We start from the raw sequence: 17,057 nt of genomic DNA on the forward strand, positions 1-17,057 counted from the left end.
CGCCTGGTAGATCGGCACCGTGCCGATCGGCACCGGGCTGTTGCGCACGATCCAGTCGCGCGTGGTGTGGATGTTGCGGCCGGTCGACAGGTCCATCACGTTGTCGGCGCCCCAGCGGATCGCCCAGACCAGCTTCTCGACCTCTTCCTCGATGCTCGAGGTGACCGCCGAGTTGCCGATGTTGGCGTTGATCTTGACCTTGAAGTTGCGTCCGATCGCCATCGGCTCGACCTCGGGATGGTTGATGTTGGCCGGGATGATGGCGCGGCCGCGCGCCACTTCGTCGCGCACGAATTCGGGCGTGATGATCTTCGGGATGCGGGCGCCCATCGGATTGCCGGCCAGCCGCTTCTCGCGCGCTTCGTCGGCCATGTACTCGGCCATCCACTCGCGGCGGCCGTTCTCGCGCAGCGCGACGTATTCCATCTCGGGCGTGACGATGCCGCGGCGGGCGTAGTGCATCTGGGTCACGTTGGCGCCGGACTTGGCGCGCCGCGGGGTGCGTTGCAGCGCCGCGGCGCCGGCACGCAGCTCGGCAATGCGCCGGGCATCGCGATCGGCGTGCGTCGCACCGTCGTCCAGCGCCAGGTGCACGCGGCCTTGGTAGCTTTCGGTGTCGTCGCGTTCGGCGATCCAGGCATCGCGCACGCCGGGCAGCCCGCGGCGGACGTCGATGGCGGCGGCCGGATCGGTGTACGGACCCGAGGTGTCGTAGAGCGAGACCTGCTCGCCGTTGGTCAGCGACACCTCGCGCACGGGCACGCGCAGGTCGGGCCGGCTGCCGGCGATGGCGCCCTTGGTCGAGGCCGGGAAGGGCTCGCGCGTGAGCGTGAGCAGGGAAGCGAATTTGTCGCTGGCATTCATGCGGGGCACTCCTGTTTGGGAAACAACGGGTGCTCCGCGATGCCTCTGGGCGGCATCGTTCCCCGAGGAACGGGGGAATGCCGGGGAGTCGCAGCTCTTCTTACGCTGGCATGAACCAGATCAAGTTCGCGGGTTCGGCCGCTTGGCCATCTCAGCACGCCTCTGCGTGCACCCCGGAGCGGGGGCGATTCTAGGCCGCTTGCAGGCGCCGGATCAAGCGGAGTGTGCAGCTGCCAGCGCCACGCCCGCCCGCATCGGCTCGACCGTGGAGGCTTCCGCCGCATGCATCGCCACCCAGGCGTCCAGCCCGCCGGCCAGCACGCGCACGCGCGGTAGCCCGGCGGCGGCCAGAATGCGCGCCCCCGCGATCGCCGAGGCGTCGTCGGGGCAGTCGCAGAAGACCACCAGCTCGCGCCCGTCGGCGAACGCATCGAGCCGCTTCGGCAGCTGCTTCAACCCGATGCCGATCGCCCCGGGGATCGCCCGCGTATCGAGGGCGCGGGCCTCGTCGGAGCGGACGTCGATCAGCGTCGGGCCAGCGCCCGCGGCCAGGGCTTCGCGCAGGACCTCGACCTGGATGTGTTCGATGTCGTCGGCCTGCTGCTGCGCCAGCCGCCGCTGCCGATAGCGCCAGCCGATGAAGGCCGCCAGGGCCAGCACGCCGATCACCAGCGCGCCGAGGCCGATGTTGGAGATCACCGCGAGCACGTCCCGGATCGCGGCATGGAAGATCCGGCCGACGAACAGGAAGCCCAGCGTCCAGATCAACGCCGCCACGGTTTCATAGGTCAGGAAACGCAGGTTCGACATGCCGAGCGCGCCGGCCATCGGCGGCGCCACCACCGACACGCCGGGCACGAACTTGGCGGCGATCAGCGACAGGCCGCCCCAGCGGCCGAGGATCGACTCGCTGCGCCTGACGCAGGAGTCGGGCGACAGCGAGATCCGGCACAGCAGCCGCATCACGCGATAGCCCCAGCGGCGCCCGGCCAGGAACCAGGCACCGTCGCCGAGGATGTTGCCGAGCACGGCGGCCAGCACCACCGCGATGAAGGACAGCTGACCGCCGACGGTCAGCCCGCCGGCAACGATCAGGAAGGGCACCGCCGGCACCGGCGCACCGAGGCGCGTCGCCAGCGTGGCGGCGAAGACCAGGAGGGCGCCCTGGCTGGCGAGGAGTGCGACGAAGTCGTTCATGGGATATCGGGACCGATGGCGTCAAGGGGGCGGGGCCGGCGCTATTCTCCTTGCGGGGGACGCGCCGGCGCGGTCGTGGCCTGCTGCGCGGAGGCGCCGCCTTGCAACACGACGTCGGAAAAATAGGCCACGCCGTGGCCGTGCGTGTTGTCCGCATCGGCCGCGATCGCGACCGCCACCACGTCGGGCATGGCGTCGCCGGCCTCGTCGCCGAAGGCGCGCTTGTAGTCGGCCAGCAGGTTGCGGCGCTCGGCGGCCCAGGCGCCCGGACGGGCCGCGGGGCCCGATTCGAGCACCACCATGCGCATGCGCTTGGTGAAGGCGTTCACCAGCGAGCTTCCCTTGGGTTCCTTGTTGTCCCAGACATAGCAAAGCGCCTCGCTGGGCACCTGTTCGCCCGTGGCACGGCGCGCCAGGGCCAGGCGGGTGCGCTCGCCGACCGGCAGCCGGTCGGTCGGGAAGTCGAAGAAGACGCAGACCTTGGCCGCGCCGTCGTCGCCGGACCGGGTCCGCAGGTCGGCGTCCTGCACGAACTCCTCGACACRCCAGCGCCAGGCCAGGGACGTGTTGGCGTTCAGCGGCGTCTGCGTCGCATGCACCAGGTTGCCATAGGACTGGTCGGCCTCCACCCGGAGCACGCGCTGGCCGTCCTGCTGCACCACCTCGAAACGGGTGGCGGTCTTGTTGGGCAGGGTGGTGAAGCGCCAGGGCGCCGGCGCCTCGGGGCCGCGGGCGCTGGAGAACGGGGTCAGGGTCGGGCCCTCTTCGGCGCCGGCCGCCGGCGCCGCCGACCACAGCAGCAGCGTCGAAAGGGCGGGCAAGGCCGCGGCAGCGACCCGGCGCTGCCAGCCTGTCTTCGTCGTGCTGTCCATAGGTGGTCTCTTCGTCTTTCTTTGAGGGGTCGGACGAAACGCCCTGGACGCTCTGCCGACTGGCACGAAGTGTGAGGCCAGCACGACGGAAAATAAATAGGCCAAAAGGAATCGCTCTGTCTCGCCCTTGCGCACAATCGGGACGAATCGCCTTCGAATCGCTATCGAATCGATAGCTACTGACGCAAGCTGGGCGCCTCAGGAGCAAGAATTCGATGACCCAGGACGGTCAGTGCCGATCGCCGTCGACGTAGTACCACCGCCAGTGGATGCCTTCCTCCTCGCGCACGAAGCGGCTGCGCTCGTGCAGCCGGGTCGCCACCCCGGCGCTGCTGCGCTGCCGGGCCACGAACTCGACCTCGGCGTGGTCGGCGTCGAGCACCGAGCGCGAGCGGACCTCGAGCCCCAGCCATTTCACCCCGGCCTCGAAATCCACTGCCGCCGGGCGCGTCGAAGCATGCCAGGTGGCCAGAAGGTAGTCGGCCCGTTCGCGCACGAAGGCCGTGTAGCGCGAGCGCATCAGCGATTCGGCGTCGGGTGCCGGCGTGCCCTCGAAATCGTCCACGTAGCGCCCGCAGCACTGGGCGTAGACCAGCGGCAGTTCCCGCCGGTCACGACGCCCGCAGGGGCAGGGAACACGGGCGGGTTGGGAGGGGGATGCGGACATGGAAGGGAAGTGGGCGAAGGAAAGTTCCTGGGCGTATTGTGCAGACCCTGCAAATCACCCTCCCCTCGACGCCCCCGCGGCTCAGGCCAGGGCGCGCTGGATCAGCAGCTTCTGGATGTCCGAGGTGCCCTCGTAGATCTGGCACACGCGCACGTCGCGGTAAATGCGCTCGAGCGGGAAATCGTTGACATAGCCATAGCCGCCCAATGTCTGGATCGCCGCGCTGCAGACGCGCTCGGCCATCTCGCTGGCGAACAGCTTGGCCATGGCGGCCTCCTTGAGGCAGGGCCGGCCGGCATCACGCAGGCTGGCCGCATGCCAGATCAGCTGGCGCGCGGCTTCGAGCTGCGTCGCGCAGTCGGCCAGCCGGAAGCCCACTGCCTGCTGGTCGAAGATGCTGCCGCCGAAGGCCTGGCGCTCCTTGGCATAGGCCAAAGCCACCTCGAAGGCGCTGCGCGCCATGCCCACGCTCTGCGCGGCGATGCCGATGCGCCCACCTTCGAGCGCGCCGAGCGCGATCTTGTAGCCCTCGCCCTCCTGGCCGATCAGGTTGCCGGCCGGGATCCGGCAGGCATCGAAGTTGATCTGCGCGGTGTCGCTCGAGTGCTGGCCGAGCTTGTCCTCGAGCCGCGCGACCGTGTAGCCGGGTGCATCGGTCGGCACGATGAAGGCGCTCATGCCGCGCTTGCCCGCGCCCTTGTCGGTGACCGCGATCACGATCGCGACCTGGCCGTTCTTGCCGCTGGTGATGAACTGCTTGACGCCGTCGATCACCCAGCCGTCGCCATCCTTGCGCGCCGTGGTGCGCAGCGACGAGGCATCGCTGCCGGCCTGCGGCTCGGTCAGGCAGAAGGCGCCCAGCATGCGGCCCTGCGCCAGCGGCTGCAGCCACTGCTGCTTCTGCTGCGCATTGCCGTAGCGCATCAGGATGGCGTTGACCGGGCAGTTGGTGACGCTGATCGCTGTGCTGGTGCCGCCGTCACCGGCGGCGATCTCTTCGAGCACCAGCGCCAGCGTGAGGTAGTCGAGCCCCGCGCCGCCGTCTTCCTCGGGCACGCAGATGCCGTAGGCGCCGAGCGCCGCCAGGCCCTCGTGCGCCGCCTTCGGAAAGCTGTGCTCGCGGTCCCACCGCGGCGCGTGGGGCCAGAGTTCCGCTTGCGCGAAGGCGCGCACCGCGTCGCGAATCGCTTCCTGGTCGGCGCTGAGCAGCATGATGCGTTCCTTACTTCGATTGACCGAGGTCCATGATCAGCTTGCCGGCCATGTAGAGCCGGCGCGGGATCGCGCTGGTGTCGACGTACTCGGCCTTGTCGCTGTGGTAGCCGAAGCCGGGCAGTCCCAGGCTCTCGATGACCGGCTTGCCCGACAACGCCGCGTAGGCCGCATCGGTGCCACCGCCGGTGCGCTCGACGATGTCGAGCTCGCCACCGGCTTCCTTGTAGTAGCCCACCGCCTTGTCGACCAGCTTGCGGCCCGCATCGCCCGCGTTGAACGCCGGGCGGCCGCGCGTGACGAGCACCTTGACGTCGGCTTCGGGCAGCTTCTTCTGCTGCGCCTTGTACTCCAGCGTCTTCATCGCGGCGTCGAAATCCTCGTTCTTCGCATAGCGCACGTCGGCATTCAGCGTGGCGCTGGCCGGGATGATGTTGGAGACCGCGCCGGCCTTGGCGATGGTCCAGTTGAAGCGCAGGCCCTTGGCCTTGTCGTCGATGTCCATGGTCCGCAGCACCAGGTCGGAAGCCTCGACCAGCGAATTCACGCCGAGCTCGGGCGCGGCGCCCGCGTGCGAGGCCTTGCCGGTGATGTTGACCTGCACGTAGGCGATGCCCGAGGTGCCCAGCGACAGGTCTTCCTTGCCGGCGCCGGTGGGCTCGAACGAGAGCACGTAGTCGGCCTTGGCGGCCTCTTGCTGGATCAGCTCGCGCGAGCCGAAGGAGCCCTTCTCCTCGTCGGTGTTGAACAGCACCGTGATCGTGCCGAAGTCCTTGAAGCCGCGGTCCTTGAGCAGCTTGAGCGTGTGCACGATGACCGCGTTGCCGCCCTTGTCGTCGGCGATGCCCGGGCCGTAGGCCTTGTCGCCGTCGACCTTGAACGGCGCCTTGGCCAGGATGCCCTTGAGGTAGACGGTGTCCATGTGCGAGAGCAGCAGCAGGTTCTTGCCGCCCTTGCCCTTCAGCTTGCCGACGATGTTGTCACCGATCACCAGGCCGGCCGACTTGCTGCGCGTGACCGTGAACCCCAGTGCCCTGAGCTGCGCCTCGAGGTAGTTGCCGGCCGACGCGAGGCCTTCGGCATCGCCGGTGCCGGTCTCGATGTTGACCAGCGTCTCGAGCGTCTTGATGACGGCCGGTTTCTCGGCCGTGGCGGCATCGAACAGGGCCTGGTCGCGGGTTTGGCTCCAGGCGGCGGGTGCGATGAAAGCGGTGACTAGCAGCGCGGCCAACGCGCTGCGGGGGAAAGCCGAATGAATCAACGAATACTCCGATGGGGAAAGAAATTGAATTCCAGGCAGCGGGTCAAAGCAGCTCGATCGCCACTGCCGTGCCTTCGCCGCCGCCGATGCACAGCGTCGCCACGCCGCGCTTCTTGCCGCGCTGCTGCAGCGCATGGATCAGCGTGACCATGATGCGCGCGCCGCTGGCGCCGATCGGATGGCCCAGCGCGCAGGCGCCGCCGTGGACGTTGACGATGTCGTGCGACACGTTCAGCTCGTGCATCAGCGCCATCGGCACCACCGCGAAGGCCTCGTTGACTTCCCAGAGGTCGACGTCCTTGACGGTCCAGCCGGTCTTCTGGAACAGCTTGGCGACCGCGCCCACGGGGGCGGTCGAGAACCATTCGGGCTGCTGCGCATGCGTGGCATGGGCGACGATATGGGCGATCGGCCTGGCGCCGTACTTCTGCGCCGTGCTGCCGCTCATCATCACCAACGCAGCGGCGCCGTCGTTGATCGACGAGCTCGATGCCGCGGTGATGGTGCCGCCGTCCTTCTTGAAGGCCGGCTTCAGGGTCGGGATCTTGTCGAGCCTGACCTTGCCCGGGCCCTCGTCGATCTCGACCACGGTGTCGCCGCCACGGCCCTTGACCGTGACCGGTGCGATCTCGGCCTTGAAGGCGCCCGACGAGGTCGCCGCCTTGGCCCGCTCGACGCTGGCGATCGCGAAGGCGTCCTGCTGCTCGCGCGTGAACTTGTACTTGGCCGCGCAGTCCTCGCCGAAGGTGCCCATCGAGCGGCCCGGCTGGTAGGCGTCCTCGAGGCCGTCGAGCATCATGTGGTCGAAGATGCGGTCGTGGCCCATGCGGTAGCCGCCGCGGCCCTTGAGCATCAGGTAGGGCGCGTTGGTCATGCTCTCCATGCCGCCGGCCACCATCACTTCGTGCGTGCCCGCGAGCAGCATGTCGTGCGCCAGCATCGCCGCCTTCATGGCCGAGCCGCACATCTTGCTGAGCGTCACCGCGCCGGCGCTGTCGGGCAGGCCGCCCTTGTAGGCCGCCTGCCGCGCCGGCGCCTGGCCCTGGCCGGCCATCAGGCAGTTGCCGAACAGCACTTCCCCGACGCTGTCGGCGGGGATCCCTGCGCGCTCCACCGCCGCCTTGATGGCGACGCCGCCCAGGTCATGCGCCGAGAGGGAAGAAAAGTCGCCCTGGAAGCCGCCCATCGGGGTGCGGGCGGCGCCGACGATCACGATCGATTCGCTCATGGTTTTGCTCCTTCAGTGGTTGTCAGAAATACGGTGTGGGGTTGTCGTGCCTGAATCGCAGCGACTCGTCATACGGAAACACATCCAGCATCTGCCCGGCCTGGATGCGCTGCTTGTGGCTCTGCCAGAAGGTGGCGTCGAGCAGGTCGGCGTGGTGGGCCATGAAGGCCTCGCGCACGGCCGGATTGCCGAGCAGGAAGGGCGCGAAGGTCTCGGGGAAGACGTCCTTCGGGCCGACCGAATACCAGACCTCGCCGCTCATCTCGTCCTCTTCGTTGCGCGGCGCCGGCACCTTGCGGAAGTTGCAATCGGTGAGGTACTCGATCTCGTCATAGTCGTAGAACACCACCTTGCCGCCGCGCGTGACGCCGAAGTTCTTGAACAGCATGTCGCCCGGGAAGATGTTGGCCGCCACCATGTCCTTGATCGCATTGCCGTACTCGACCACCGCGTGCTCCAGCTGCTTGCTCGCCCGCCTGGCGTTCTCGGGCTGCGCCAGCAGGTCGAAGGACTCCTGCAGGAAGATGTTCAGCGGGATCATGCGGCGCTCGATGTAGACGTGCTTGACCACCACTTCCATTTCCCCGTTGCCGTCGCGGTCGCCGATCTCGAGCTGGCTCGGCGCGAACTTGCGGATCTCCTCGATCAGCTCGGGCTCGAAGCGGTCGAGCGGGAAGCCGACGTCGCTGTACTCCAGCGTGTCGGCCATCCGGCCCACGCGGTCATGCTGCTTCACGAGCATGTACTTGCGCTTGATCTGCTCGCGCGTGGTGTCCTTCTGCGGTGGAAAGAAATCCTTGATGACCTTGAAGACATAGGGAAAGGACGGCAGGTCGAACACCAGCATCACCATGCCCTTGATGCCCGGGGCGATCCGGAACTTGTCGGTCGAGTAGCGCAGATGATAGAGAAAGTCGCGGTAGAACAGCGTCTTGCCCTGCTTGGCAAGGCCCAGCGCGTTGTAGATCTCGGCCCTCGGCTTGCGCGGCATCAGCGAGCGCAGGAACTGCACGTAGGCCGAGGGCACCTCCATGTCGACCATGAAATAGGCCCGCGCGAAGCTGAACAGCATCTGCAGGTCCTCCTCGCCGAACAGCGCCGCGTCCACGTAGAAGCGGCCCCGCTCGTCGTGCAGGATCGGCAGCGCGAACGGCATCTCGAGGAAGCCGTTGTTGATCTTGCCGACCACGTAGGCGCCCTTGTTGCGATAGAACAGCCCCGACAGCACCTGCAGCTGGAAATTGGCCCGCAGCTTGATCTGGTGGAAGCGTCCGAGGATGGCGACCGCGATCCGCTCGGCGTCGCGCCGGCGGTCGGCATAGCGGCCTTGCAGCGCATAGTCCTCGAGCATGCGCTCGACCGTGTCGGCCAGCGTGTCTCGCTCCGGATAGTAGGCGCGGTAGGTCGGCGCGTCGCGCGGCTCGATGTACTCGGTGCTGATCGCCGGCCGCACGAAGATGAAATTATTCTGGAAATAGGCCCGGTGCAGGATCTTGGTGGTGACCGAGTTGAAGAAGGTCTCGGCCAGCTCCGGCTGGTGGTGGTCGACCAGCAGGCCGATGAAGTGCAGCTTGACCTGGTGCCAGACATTCATCGGCTGCTCGCCGGCCTTGAACTCCTTCTCGAGGCGGGCCACCGCCTCGCCCACCCGCAGGTCGTAGAACTCGATGCGCTCGCGCTGGGCGCGCTGCTGGCCATGCCAGTCGGCGGTCTCGAAGCGGTGCTTGGCGCGCGCCGATTCGGCGCGAAAGAGCCGGTAGTGCCGATCGAAGCCGTCGCGCATCGCCCGGGCGATGTCATAGGCGAGCGGCGAATCGAGGCGCTGCGGGAACATGGCTCGCCTACTTGGGAGATCCGATCGTTTCAGCCTGGCCCAGGACGGCGTCCAGCGGCGTGCTCCACTTGTAGCGGATGCGCTGCACCGCGGCCCGGTACAGGGTTTCGAGCGGCTTGGAGCCGTCGACCGTCATGCCGAGGTCCTGCAGCAGGCCGTCGTTGACCCCGAAGGCCCAGCCATGGATGGTCACCTGCTGGCCGCGGCCCCAGGCATCGCACATCACGGTGCTGACCGCGACGTTGACCACCTGCTCGGCCACGTTGAGTTCGCACAGGGCATCGGCCCGGGCCGGCTCGGGCAGGCTCTCGAGCATCACCCGATGGCGGTCGCGCACGTCCTGGATGTGGCGGATCCAGTTGTCGGCGATGCCGATGCGCGCGCCCTCGAGCGCCGCCTGCACGCCCGAACAGCCGTAGTGGCCGACCACCATGATGTGCCGCACCTTGAGCCGCTCGACCGCGAACTGGATCGCCGACAAGGCGTTGAGGTCGGAGTGCACGACGATGTTGGCGACGTTGCGATGAACGAAGACCTCGCCAGGCTCGAGGCCGGTGATCTGGTTGGCGGGCACCCGGCTGTCGGAGCAGCCGATCCACATGTACTTGGGCGTCTGCTGCTTCACCAGGCTGGTGAAGAAGCCGGGGCGATCGCGCTCCATGCGCGCCGACCAGGCGCGGTTGTGAGCGAACAGGTCCTCGAGGGAGTCGGGCGTGTTGTCCATTGTCTGTCGATCCGGTTGGGTTGATGGGCTCGGGCAGCGGCTCAGCGCGCCTTGGGCTTCGCGGTGCGGGCCAGCGCCGCGCGCGCCTTCCTTTCCTGGTCGCGAACCTCTGCCAGGTTCGCCTGCAGTTCGGCCAGCTGCGCTTCGAGCTGCTCGCGGTGGGCGCCAAGCACGCCGAGAAAGCGCTCGAGCTGCACCGCGGTATCGCGCGGGCTGTCGTACATGTCGAGGATCTCGCGCGCCTGCGTCAGCTTGAGGCCGAGGCGCTTGGCCCGCAGCGTCAGCGTGAGGCGGGCACGGTCGCGCGAGGTGTAGATGCGCTGCAGCCCGGCGCGGCGCGGCGCCAGCAGTCCCATGTCTTCATAGAAGCGGATGGCTCGCGTGGTGAGATCGAACTCCTTGGCGAGCTCGCCGATGGTGAAGGTCTGCGAAGGCATGGAAAATGTCGGAAAGCGTGTGCGGAAAGCGGGTTCAGGCGGCACTGCCTACAATATCGGCTCAACGCCATGACGTTTACGTTAACGTCAATCGTACATGAACCTTCTCGAACGCGAACTCCAATACCCCCTCGGCGACACCCTGCCGGCACCCGGCCAGACGGTCGAAGTGGCCTCCGGCATCCGCTGGATCCGCATGGCGCTGCCCTTCGCCCTCGACCACATCAACCTCTGGCTGCTGCGCGACAGCATCGATGGCGTCGAAGGCTGGAGCGTGGTCGACTGCTGCATCTCCCACGATGCCTCGCGCGCGCAATGGGAGCAGATCTTCGAGACCCAGCTCCAGGGGCTGCCGATCCTGCGGGTCATCGTGACCCACATGCACCCGGACCACATCGGCCTGGCGCACTGGCTCTGCGAGCGCTGGACGGCGCCGCTGTGGATCAGCTCGACCGACTACCACGTGGCGCGCGTGCTCACCAGCGCCGGCGACACCCTGGCCGGCGGCGATGCGGCGGCCGACTTCTTCGCCTCGCACGGGCTCACCGACCCCGAGGCGGTCGCCAAGATCCGCGCCCGCACCAGCTACTACGCCAACATGGTGCCCTCGGTGCCGGCGAGCTTCGTTCGCATGCTCGATGGCGACGACGTCATGATCGGCGGCCGCGCCTGGCGCTGCATCAGCGGCTACGGCCACGCGCCCGAGCACATCGCGCTCTACTGCGAGGAGCTCAACGTGCTGCTGGGCGGCGACATGATGCTGCCGCGCATCTCCACCAACGTGAGCGTGCATGCGGGCGAGCCCGAGGCGAACGCGCTGCGGCTGTTCCTCGACAGCATCGAGCGCTTCAAGTCGCTGCCGGTCGACACGCTGGGGCTGCCGTCGCACGGCAAGCCCTTCACCGGCATCCACCGCCGCGTCGAGCAATTGCAGGAGCATCACCGCGACCGCCTGGCCGAGCTGCTGGAGGCCTGCGTCGCGCGGCCGCACAGCGCGGCCGAGGGCCTGCCGATCCTGTTCAAGCGCGCGCTCGACCTGCACCAGATGACCTTCGCGATGGGCGAGACCGTGGCCCACCTGCACCTGCTGTGGTTCTCCGGCCAGGTGCAGCGGCGGCTGGGCACCGACGGCATCTACCGCTTCGGCGTCTTTTCATGAGCCGCCGGGCCGCTCCCAAGGCGATTACCGAAGCGCTGCCGCGCGAAGGTTGCCCAATAAGCCGCCGGGCCGCTCCCAAGGGGAACGCCGGATGACGATCCTGGGCCGCCTGCGCGCGGGCGAGCTGGCCGGGGCGCAGCGGCTCGACCTGAGCTGCGGCCTGAGCGAGTTTCCGCCCGAGATCTTCGACCTGGCGGATTCGCTCGAGGTGCTGAACCTCTCGGGCAATGCGCTGCGTTCGCTGCCGCACGACCTGCACCGGCTGCATCGGCTGCGCGTGCTCTTCTGCTCCGACAACCAGTTCACCGCCTTGCCCGAGGTCCTCGGGCAATGCAGCGGACTCGAGATGATCGCCTTCAAGGCCAACCGCATCGCGCAGGTGCCGGCGGCCGCCTTGCCGCCGGCGCTGCGCTGGYTGATCCTGACGGACAACCAGATCGACGCCCTGCCGGCCGAACTCGGCGAGCGCCCACGGCTGCAGAAGCTCATGCTCGCCGGCAATCGCCTGCAGGCGCTGCCCGAATCGATGGCCGCCTGCCGCGCCCTCGAACTGCTGCGCATCTCGGCGAATCGCTTCGAGGCGCTGCCGGGATGGCTGCTGTCGCTGCCGCGGCTGTCCTGGATCGCCTTTGCGGGCAATCCTTTCGACGAGGCGCCCGAAGCGCACGCGATCGATGCCCAGCCGACGCCGGGCATCGACTGGCGCCAGCTTTCGCTGAAGCGCAAGCTCGGCGAAGGCGCCTCGGGCGTGATCCACCAGGCCGATTGGCGGCCGCCGATCGGCAGCCACCGGCCGGTCGCGGTGAAGCTGTTCAAGGGCGCAGTCACCAGCGACGGCTGGCCGCACAGCGAGATGGCGGCCTGCATCGCGGCCGGGCCGCACCCGGCCCTGATCCCGGTGCTGGCACGGGTCGAGAACCATCCGGACGCGGCCTCGGGCCTGGTGCTTGAACTGGTGGATCCGAGCTTCCGCAACCTGGCGGGCCCGCCGAGCCTGCAGTCCTGCACCCGCGACGTCTACGCCGACGATGCCCGCTGGTCGCTGCCGACCGCGCAGGGCATGGCGCACGGCATCGCTTCGGCGGTGGCCCGGCTGCATGCGCGCGGCATCCTGCATGGCGATCTCTACGGCCACAACATCCTCTGGAACGGCCGCGGGGAAGCCCTGCTCGGCGACTTCGGCGCGGCTTCGTTCCTGCCGCGCGACGCTGCGGCGCAGTCGCACGCGCTGCAGCGCATCGAGTCCCGCGCCTTCGGCTGCCTGCTCGAAGAGTTGCTGGAGCGCAGCGAGCCGGCGGATGCCGCGATGCAGGCCCTGCTGGGCGGGCTGCGTTCGCGCTGCCTCGACGACGACCCCGTAGCGCGCCCGCTGTTCGACGAAATCGTCGCGGCCCTGGGGCCCTGACATGACCGGCCTGCCGCTGCCCGTGCGCGATGGCGTCGGCCCGAGCTGCGTCGCGCTGCCCGCGGGCCACTGGCCGACGATCGCGGAGTTCCTGGTGCAGCGCTTTGGAGCGATCCCGCGGACGACCTGGGATGCCCGGATCGAGGCCGGCGACGTGGTCGACGAACATGGCACGCGCGTCACCGCCGAGCGGCCGTACCAGCCACGGCTGCGGGTGTACTACTACCGCGCACTGGAATCGGAGCCCGTCATACCGTTCGACGAACAGGTGCTGCACCGGGACGCGCACCTGCTGGTGGTCGACAAGCCCCACTTCCTGCCGGTCACGCCGGTCGGCAAGTACGTCCAGCAGAGCCTGCTGGTGCGCCTCAAGCGCAAGCTCGGCCTCGACCACCTGGCGCCGCTGCACCGCATCGACCGCGAGACCGCGGGCCTGGTGCTGTTCTCGGTGCAGCCGGCCGGCCGCGGCCCCTACAGCGCGCTGTTCGCCGAGCGCGCCATCCACAAGCGCTACGAGGCGATCGTGCCCTGGCGGCCCGGCCAGGCGCTGCCGGCCGTGCGCCGGAGCAGGCTCGCCTCCGATGCGCACTTCATGCGCATGGCAGAGGTCGCCGGCGAGCCCAACGCCGAGACGCACTTCGACCTGCTCGAAGCGCGCGACGGCTGGGCGCGGCTGGGCCTGTCGCCGGTCACCGGCCGCCGGCACCAGTTGCGGGTGCACTGCGCGGCCCTCGGCATGCCGATCCGCAACGATGCGATCTATCCGGCGCTGCGGCCGGAAGGCAGCGACGACTTCGACCATCCGCTGCAACTGCTGGCGCGGGAAGTCGCCTTCGTCGATCCGCTGAGCGGCGCCGAGCGGCGCTTCACGAGCCGGCGCTCGCTGGCCTTTCCGGCCTGAACTGGCGCCAAGGTGACGCCGCCAGGCGGCAGCGCGCACTAACATGGCCCCCACGCTCCCCCACTGCGTGTGCGTCGCTGCCCCCGAGGGGGCCGCGGGCCGCCTTGGGAGCGGCCCGGCGCCAGCCCAGGTTCCGGGCAGCCGCATCGACCGGCACCTGCATCGCAACCCAGGAGACATCCCGCATGGACACCACCCAACTCTTCTCGCTCAAGGGCCGCACCGCGCTCATCACCGGCGGCTCGCGCGGCATCGGCCGCATGATCGCCGAGGGCTTCCTGGCCCAGGGCGCCCGCGTCTACATCTCGGCCCGCAAGGCCGCGGCCTGCGACCAGACCGCCAAGGAGCTGTCGGCCTTCGGGCATTGCGTCTCGCTGCCGGCCGACGTCTCGACCGTGCAGGGCACGCAGGCGCTGGTCGAGGCCTACGCGAAGCACGAGGGCTCGCTCGACATCCTGGTCAACAACGCCGGCGCAGCCTGGGGCGCCCCCTACGCCGAATTCCCCGAAAGCGGCTGGGACAAGGTGGTCGACCTGAACCTGAAGACGCCCTTCTTCCTGACCCAGGCGCTGACGCCGATGCTCAAGAAGGCGGCCACCGACCACCTGGCCAAGGTCATCAACATCGCATCGATCGACGGCATCTCGGTCAACCCGCAGGAAACCTACTCGTACGCGGCCAGCAAGGCCGGCCTGATCCAGCTCACGCGCCGCATGGCGCTGCGCCTGGCACAGGAGCGCATCGTGGTCAGCGCGATCGCGCCGGGCGCCTTCGCCTCCGACATGAACAAGGACGCGCGCGACCACGGCGACGAGGTCAAGGCGCGCATTCCGGCCGGCCGCATCGGCGAGCCGGAGGACATGGCGGCAGCCGCGATCTACCTGGCTTCGCGCGCGGGGGACTATGTCATGGGCTCGACGCTGGTGGTCGATGGCGGCGTGACGCACGCGAGGTAGCAGACCCCCACGCTCCCCCACTGCGTGTGGGTCGCTGCCCCCCGAGGGGGCCGCAGGCCGCCTTGGGGCGGCCCGGCGCCGGCCTGGATCGCCACAGGATGCCGTCGCCTACCAGCGCGGCACCGGCTCGTCCTTGAGCTGCCGGCGCAGATGCTGGTAGTCGGGCATCACGCTTTCGACCGTTTCCCAGAAGCGCGGGCTGTGGTCCATCACGCGCAGGTGGCTCAGTTCGTGGGCGACCACGTAGTCGATCACCGACATCCGGAAATGCACCAGCCGCCAGTGCAGCCGGATCGCGCCGTCGGCGCTGGCGCTGCCCCAGCGCGTCGAGGCGTTCGACAGCGACAGCTTGTGCCAGGCCACGCCCAGCCGCGGCGCGAAATGGTCGAGCCGCTCGACGAAGATGCGCCGCGCCTGCCGCATCAGCCAGGCCTGCGCGGCATCGCGGATCTGTGCCGCGCTCGCGTTCTTCGCCAGCGCCAGCCGGAGCACCGGCGCGTCGCTGCCGTCCGCTGCGGCGTCGAGCACCCCGCCCACGCCATCGAAGGCATGGTGCGGATCGAGCCGCACCGTTACCTGCAGGCCCAGGAACGGGAAAGCGACGCCGTCCTTCCATTCGATGCGCGCCGATTCCAGCCGTGCATGGCGCTGCTGCGTCTCGGCCAGCTTGCGCAGGATCCAGTCGCCCTTCTCCTTGACGGCGGCATCGACGTCGCGCAGCGCCACCCAGCGCGGCGCCCGCACCGACAGGCCCTCGACCCCGACCACGAAGCCGATGGTGCGGCGCTTGCCGCGCGTGAACTCGTAGGCCACCCGGGCATCGCCCAGCGTGACTTCGCGCGTGGCGCGCGGATGGGTGAAGCGCGCGGGGCTCAGCGCGTCGGCCAATGGGATCGCCGGCTTGTGCGGCCTGTCGGGCGACGGCGGGTCCGGCGCGACCGTCGGCGCGTCGAACAGGTCGAGCGTGAACTGCAGCAGGCCGCGCATGGTCCGGGATTCAGGCTGCGGTCGACGCCGCCGGGGCAGCAGCCGGCGCATAGGCCTCGGGATCGAGCCGGCGCATCTCGGCCTCGATCCAGGCCTCGACTTCGCGCATCAGTTCGTCGGGCTTGCGGCCCACGCTCGAAATGGCCGGGCCGATCGAGACATCGACCACGCCCGGGTGCTTGATGAAGGCCTTGCGCGGCCAGACCTTGGCCGAGGTGACCGCGATCGGCACCACCGGCACCCCGGTTTCGCACGCGAGCCGCGAGCCGCCGTTCTTGTAGTTGCCCTTCTGGCCCCGCGGGATGCGCGTGCCCTCGGGGAACATGATGATCCAGATGCCCTGCTCGAGCAGCTTGCGGCCCTGCGCCACGACCTTGTTGAAGGCCTGCGTCCGCTGGCTGCGATCGATGTGGATCATGTCGAGCCGGGCCATGGCCCAGCCGAAGAAGGGTACGTAGATCAGCTCCTTCTTGAACACGAATGCCAGCGGGTGCGGCATCAGCGTGGGCATCAGGAAGGTCTCGTAAGTCGACTGGTGCTTCACGAGCAGAACGCAGCCCGCGAGCTTGTCGGTCGGCAGGTTCTCCATGCCGGTGACGCGGGTGCGGATGCCCAGCAGCACGCGCGCGCCGCCGATCGCCCAGCCGAGCCAGCGCTGCGCCATCCAGTAGAGCGGGATGCCGCGCTTCCAGATCGAGCTGACGCACATGATGATCCCCCAGGGGACCACGGTAACGAGCATCCACAGCGCGTGGATCACGGATCGGACGAAATCCATCAGACAGCCACTTTCTGCATGTCGCGCTCTTCGCGTCCCAGCAGGAAATCGACGAAAGCCGCCAGGTCCTCGTGGACGCGGGTGTTCGGCGGGTACTCGGGGGGCAGGGGCACGCCGCGGCAGGCCTGGCCCATGCCGGTCAGCAGCAGGTGCGGCTCGCAGCCCGCGGCGGCGCCGGCCTGCAGGTCGCGCAGGCTGTCGCCCGCGGTCGGCACATGGGTCAGGTCGACGCCGTAGCGCTCGCCGATCTGCAGGAACAGGCCGGGCTTCGGCTTTCGGCAGTCGCAGCCTTCGTCGGGGCTGTGCGGGCAATAGAACACCGCATCGACCCGGCCACCGACAGCCGCCAGCATCTTGTGCATCTTGGCGTGCATCGCGTTGAGCGAGACGACGTCGAACAGTCCGCGCCCGAGGCCCGACTGGTTCGACGCGATGACCACGTGCCAGCCCGCATGGTTGAGCCGCGCCACCGCCTCGAGCGCGCCCGGCAGCGGCGTCCACTCGATGTCGCTCTTGACGAAGTCCTCGCGGTGCACGTTCAGCGTGCCGTTGCGGTCGAGGATGACGAGTTTCAT

Annotated in this window: 17 protein-coding genes and 1 riboswitch; of the genes, 4 read left to right on the forward strand and 13 right to left on the reverse strand. The window is 68.8% G+C overall.

Annotated features, from left to right (window positions below; translation table 11 throughout):
* The 10 genes from AC1D2E_RS21840 to AC1D2E_RS21885 all read right to left on the reverse strand — a co-directional run.
* On the reverse strand, nucleotides 1-864 hold an 864-nt coding region (locus AC1D2E_RS21840), incomplete at its 3' end, for a phosphomethylpyrimidine synthase ThiC (protein ID WP_478199332.1).
* An 80-nt stretch (nucleotides 865-944) separates the two neighbouring features.
* A riboswitch (TPP riboswitch) is annotated at nucleotides 945-1,050 on the reverse strand.
* Between the two features lie 27 nt (nucleotides 1,051-1,077).
* A complete protein-coding gene (locus tag AC1D2E_RS21845; protein WP_478199333.1) occupies nucleotides 1,078-2,061 on the reverse strand; it encodes a rhodanese-like domain-containing protein in 984 nt (327 codons plus the stop codon).
* A gap of 41 nt (nucleotides 2,062-2,102) precedes the next feature.
* On the reverse strand, nucleotides 2,103-2,933 hold the full coding sequence (locus AC1D2E_RS21850; RefSeq protein ID WP_478199334.1) for a DUF3047 domain-containing protein: 831 nt from the start codon (nucleotides 2,931-2,933) through the stop codon (nucleotides 2,103-2,105).
* Nucleotides 2,934-3,162: 229 nt separating this feature from the next.
* Nucleotides 3,163-3,600 (reverse strand): YchJ family protein, encoded by a 438-nt coding sequence (locus tag AC1D2E_RS21855; RefSeq protein ID WP_478199335.1) that lies wholly within the window; start codon nucleotides 3,598-3,600, stop codon nucleotides 3,163-3,165.
* Nucleotides 3,601-3,681: 81 nt separating this feature from the next.
* Nucleotides 3,682-4,812, reverse strand: coding sequence for an acyl-CoA dehydrogenase family protein (locus AC1D2E_RS21860; RefSeq protein ID WP_478199336.1), 1,131 nt, complete (start codon nucleotides 4,810-4,812; stop codon nucleotides 3,682-3,684).
* A gap of 10 nt (nucleotides 4,813-4,822) precedes the next feature.
* Nucleotides 4,823-6,070 carry a glutamate carboxypeptidase gene (locus tag AC1D2E_RS21865; RefSeq protein WP_478199361.1) on the reverse strand — a complete coding sequence of 416 codons (1,248 nt, stop codon included), beginning with the start codon at nucleotides 6,068-6,070 and terminating at the stop codon, nucleotides 4,823-4,825.
* Nucleotides 6,071-6,116: 46 nt separating this feature from the next.
* Complete coding sequence (locus AC1D2E_RS21870) at nucleotides 6,117-7,301, reverse strand: acetyl-CoA C-acyltransferase (protein ID WP_478199337.1); 1,185 nt, start codon at nucleotides 7,299-7,301, stop codon at nucleotides 6,117-6,119.
* Nucleotides 7,302-7,323: 22 nt separating this feature from the next.
* Nucleotides 7,324-9,135, reverse strand: coding sequence for a bifunctional isocitrate dehydrogenase kinase/phosphatase (gene aceK / locus AC1D2E_RS21875; protein ID WP_478199338.1), 1,812 nt, complete (start codon nucleotides 9,133-9,135; stop codon nucleotides 7,324-7,326).
* A 7-nt stretch (nucleotides 9,136-9,142) separates the two neighbouring features.
* Nucleotides 9,143-9,859, reverse strand: a complete 717-nt coding sequence (can, locus tag AC1D2E_RS21880) for a carbonate dehydratase (RefSeq protein WP_478172415.1) — start codon at nucleotides 9,857-9,859, stop codon at nucleotides 9,143-9,145.
* A gap of 41 nt (nucleotides 9,860-9,900) precedes the next feature.
* Nucleotides 9,901-10,296: a MerR family transcriptional regulator gene (locus AC1D2E_RS21885; RefSeq protein WP_478199339.1), complete on the reverse strand. Its 396-nt coding sequence runs from the start codon at nucleotides 10,294-10,296 to the stop codon at nucleotides 9,901-9,903.
* A 97-nt stretch (nucleotides 10,297-10,393) separates the two neighbouring features.
* On the opposite strand from AC1D2E_RS21885, the gene AC1D2E_RS21890 reads away from it, so the two are divergent.
* The 4 genes from AC1D2E_RS21890 (at nucleotide 10,394) to AC1D2E_RS21905 (ending at nucleotide 14,717) form a co-directional block, all read left to right on the forward strand.
* On the forward strand, nucleotides 10,394-11,455 hold the full coding sequence (locus AC1D2E_RS21890) for an MBL fold metallo-hydrolase (protein ID WP_478172417.1): 1,062 nt from the start codon (nucleotides 10,394-10,396) through the stop codon (nucleotides 11,453-11,455).
* A gap of 91 nt (nucleotides 11,456-11,546) precedes the next feature.
* Nucleotides 11,547-12,860, forward strand: coding sequence for a leucine-rich repeat-containing protein kinase family protein (locus AC1D2E_RS21895; RefSeq protein ID WP_478199340.1), 1,314 nt, complete (start codon nucleotides 11,547-11,549; stop codon nucleotides 12,858-12,860).
* A 1-nt stretch (nucleotide 12,861) separates the two neighbouring features.
* On the forward strand, nucleotides 12,862-13,761 hold the full coding sequence (locus tag AC1D2E_RS21900) for a pseudouridine synthase (protein ID WP_478199341.1): 900 nt from the start codon (nucleotides 12,862-12,864) through the stop codon (nucleotides 13,759-13,761).
* A 185-nt stretch (nucleotides 13,762-13,946) separates the two neighbouring features.
* A complete protein-coding gene (locus tag AC1D2E_RS21905; protein WP_478199342.1) occupies nucleotides 13,947-14,717 on the forward strand; it encodes an SDR family oxidoreductase in 771 nt (256 codons plus the stop codon).
* A gap of 108 nt (nucleotides 14,718-14,825) precedes the next feature.
* Here the strand turns inward: AC1D2E_RS21905 and AC1D2E_RS21910 are convergent, their stop codons facing one another.
* Genes AC1D2E_RS21910 through gmhB form a run of 3 tightly spaced genes read right to left on the reverse strand, consistent with a single transcriptional unit; the run spans nucleotide 14,826 to nucleotide 17,057 of the window.
* Nucleotides 14,826-15,704, reverse strand: a complete 879-nt coding sequence (locus AC1D2E_RS21910) for a M48 family metallopeptidase (RefSeq protein WP_478199343.1) — start codon at nucleotides 15,702-15,704, stop codon at nucleotides 14,826-14,828.
* 10 nt (nucleotides 15,705-15,714) lie between these two features.
* A complete protein-coding gene (locus AC1D2E_RS21915; protein WP_478199344.1) occupies nucleotides 15,715-16,482 on the reverse strand; it encodes a lysophospholipid acyltransferase family protein in 768 nt (255 codons plus the stop codon).
* Nucleotides 16,482-17,057, reverse strand: a complete 576-nt coding sequence (gene gmhB, locus AC1D2E_RS21920) for a D-glycero-beta-D-manno-heptose 1,7-bisphosphate 7-phosphatase (RefSeq protein ID WP_478199345.1) — start codon at nucleotides 17,055-17,057, stop codon at nucleotides 16,482-16,484. The genes AC1D2E_RS21915 and gmhB overlap by 1 nt, the downstream gene beginning before the upstream one ends.

Source organism: Variovorax sp. P1_H2 (assembly GCF_056405295.1).

What these genes read in the sequence shown, in the direction of transcription:
- aceK (WP_478199338.1), bottom strand. Translation starts at nt 9,135, where the DNA reads ATGTTCCCGCAGCGCCTCGATTCGCCGCTCGCCTATGACATCGCCCGG.
- can (WP_478172415.1), bottom strand. Translation starts at nt 9,859, where the DNA reads ATGGACAACACGCCCGACTCCCTCGAGGACCTGTTCGCTCACAACCGC.
- AC1D2E_RS21890 (WP_478172417.1), top strand. Translation starts at nt 10,394, where the DNA reads ATGAACCTTCTCGAACGCGAACTCCAATACCCCCTCGGCGACACCCTG.
- AC1D2E_RS21900 (WP_478199341.1), top strand. Translation starts at nt 12,862, where the DNA reads ATGACCGGCCTGCCGCTGCCCGTGCGCGATGGCGTCGGCCCGAGCTGC.
- AC1D2E_RS21905 (WP_478199342.1), top strand. Translation starts at nt 13,947, where the DNA reads ATGGACACCACCCAACTCTTCTCGCTCAAGGGCCGCACCGCGCTCATC.
- AC1D2E_RS21915 (WP_478199344.1), bottom strand. Translation starts at nt 16,482, where the DNA reads ATGGATTTCGTCCGATCCGTGATCCACGCGCTGTGGATGCTCGTTACC.
- AC1D2E_RS21910 (WP_478199343.1), bottom strand. Translation starts at nt 15,704, where the DNA reads ATGCGCGGCCTGCTGCAGTTCACGCTCGACCTGTTCGACGCGCCGACG.
- AC1D2E_RS21855 (WP_478199335.1), bottom strand. Translation starts at nt 3,600, where the DNA reads ATGTCCGCATCCCCCTCCCAACCCGCCCGTGTTCCCTGCCCCTGCGGG.
- AC1D2E_RS21860 (WP_478199336.1), bottom strand. Translation starts at nt 4,812, where the DNA reads ATGCTGCTCAGCGCCGACCAGGAAGCGATTCGCGACGCGGTGCGCGCC.
- AC1D2E_RS21885 (WP_478199339.1), bottom strand. Translation starts at nt 10,296, where the DNA reads ATGCCTTCGCAGACCTTCACCATCGGCGAGCTCGCCAAGGAGTTCGAT.
- AC1D2E_RS21870 (WP_478199337.1), bottom strand. Translation starts at nt 7,301, where the DNA reads ATGAGCGAATCGATCGTGATCGTCGGCGCCGCCCGCACCCCGATGGGC.
- AC1D2E_RS21845 (WP_478199333.1), bottom strand. Translation starts at nt 2,061, where the DNA reads ATGAACGACTTCGTCGCACTCCTCGCCAGCCAGGGCGCCCTCCTGGTC.
- gmhB (WP_478199345.1), bottom strand. Translation starts at nt 17,057, where the DNA reads ATGAAACTCGTCATCCTCGACCGCAACGGCACGCTGAACGTGCACCGC.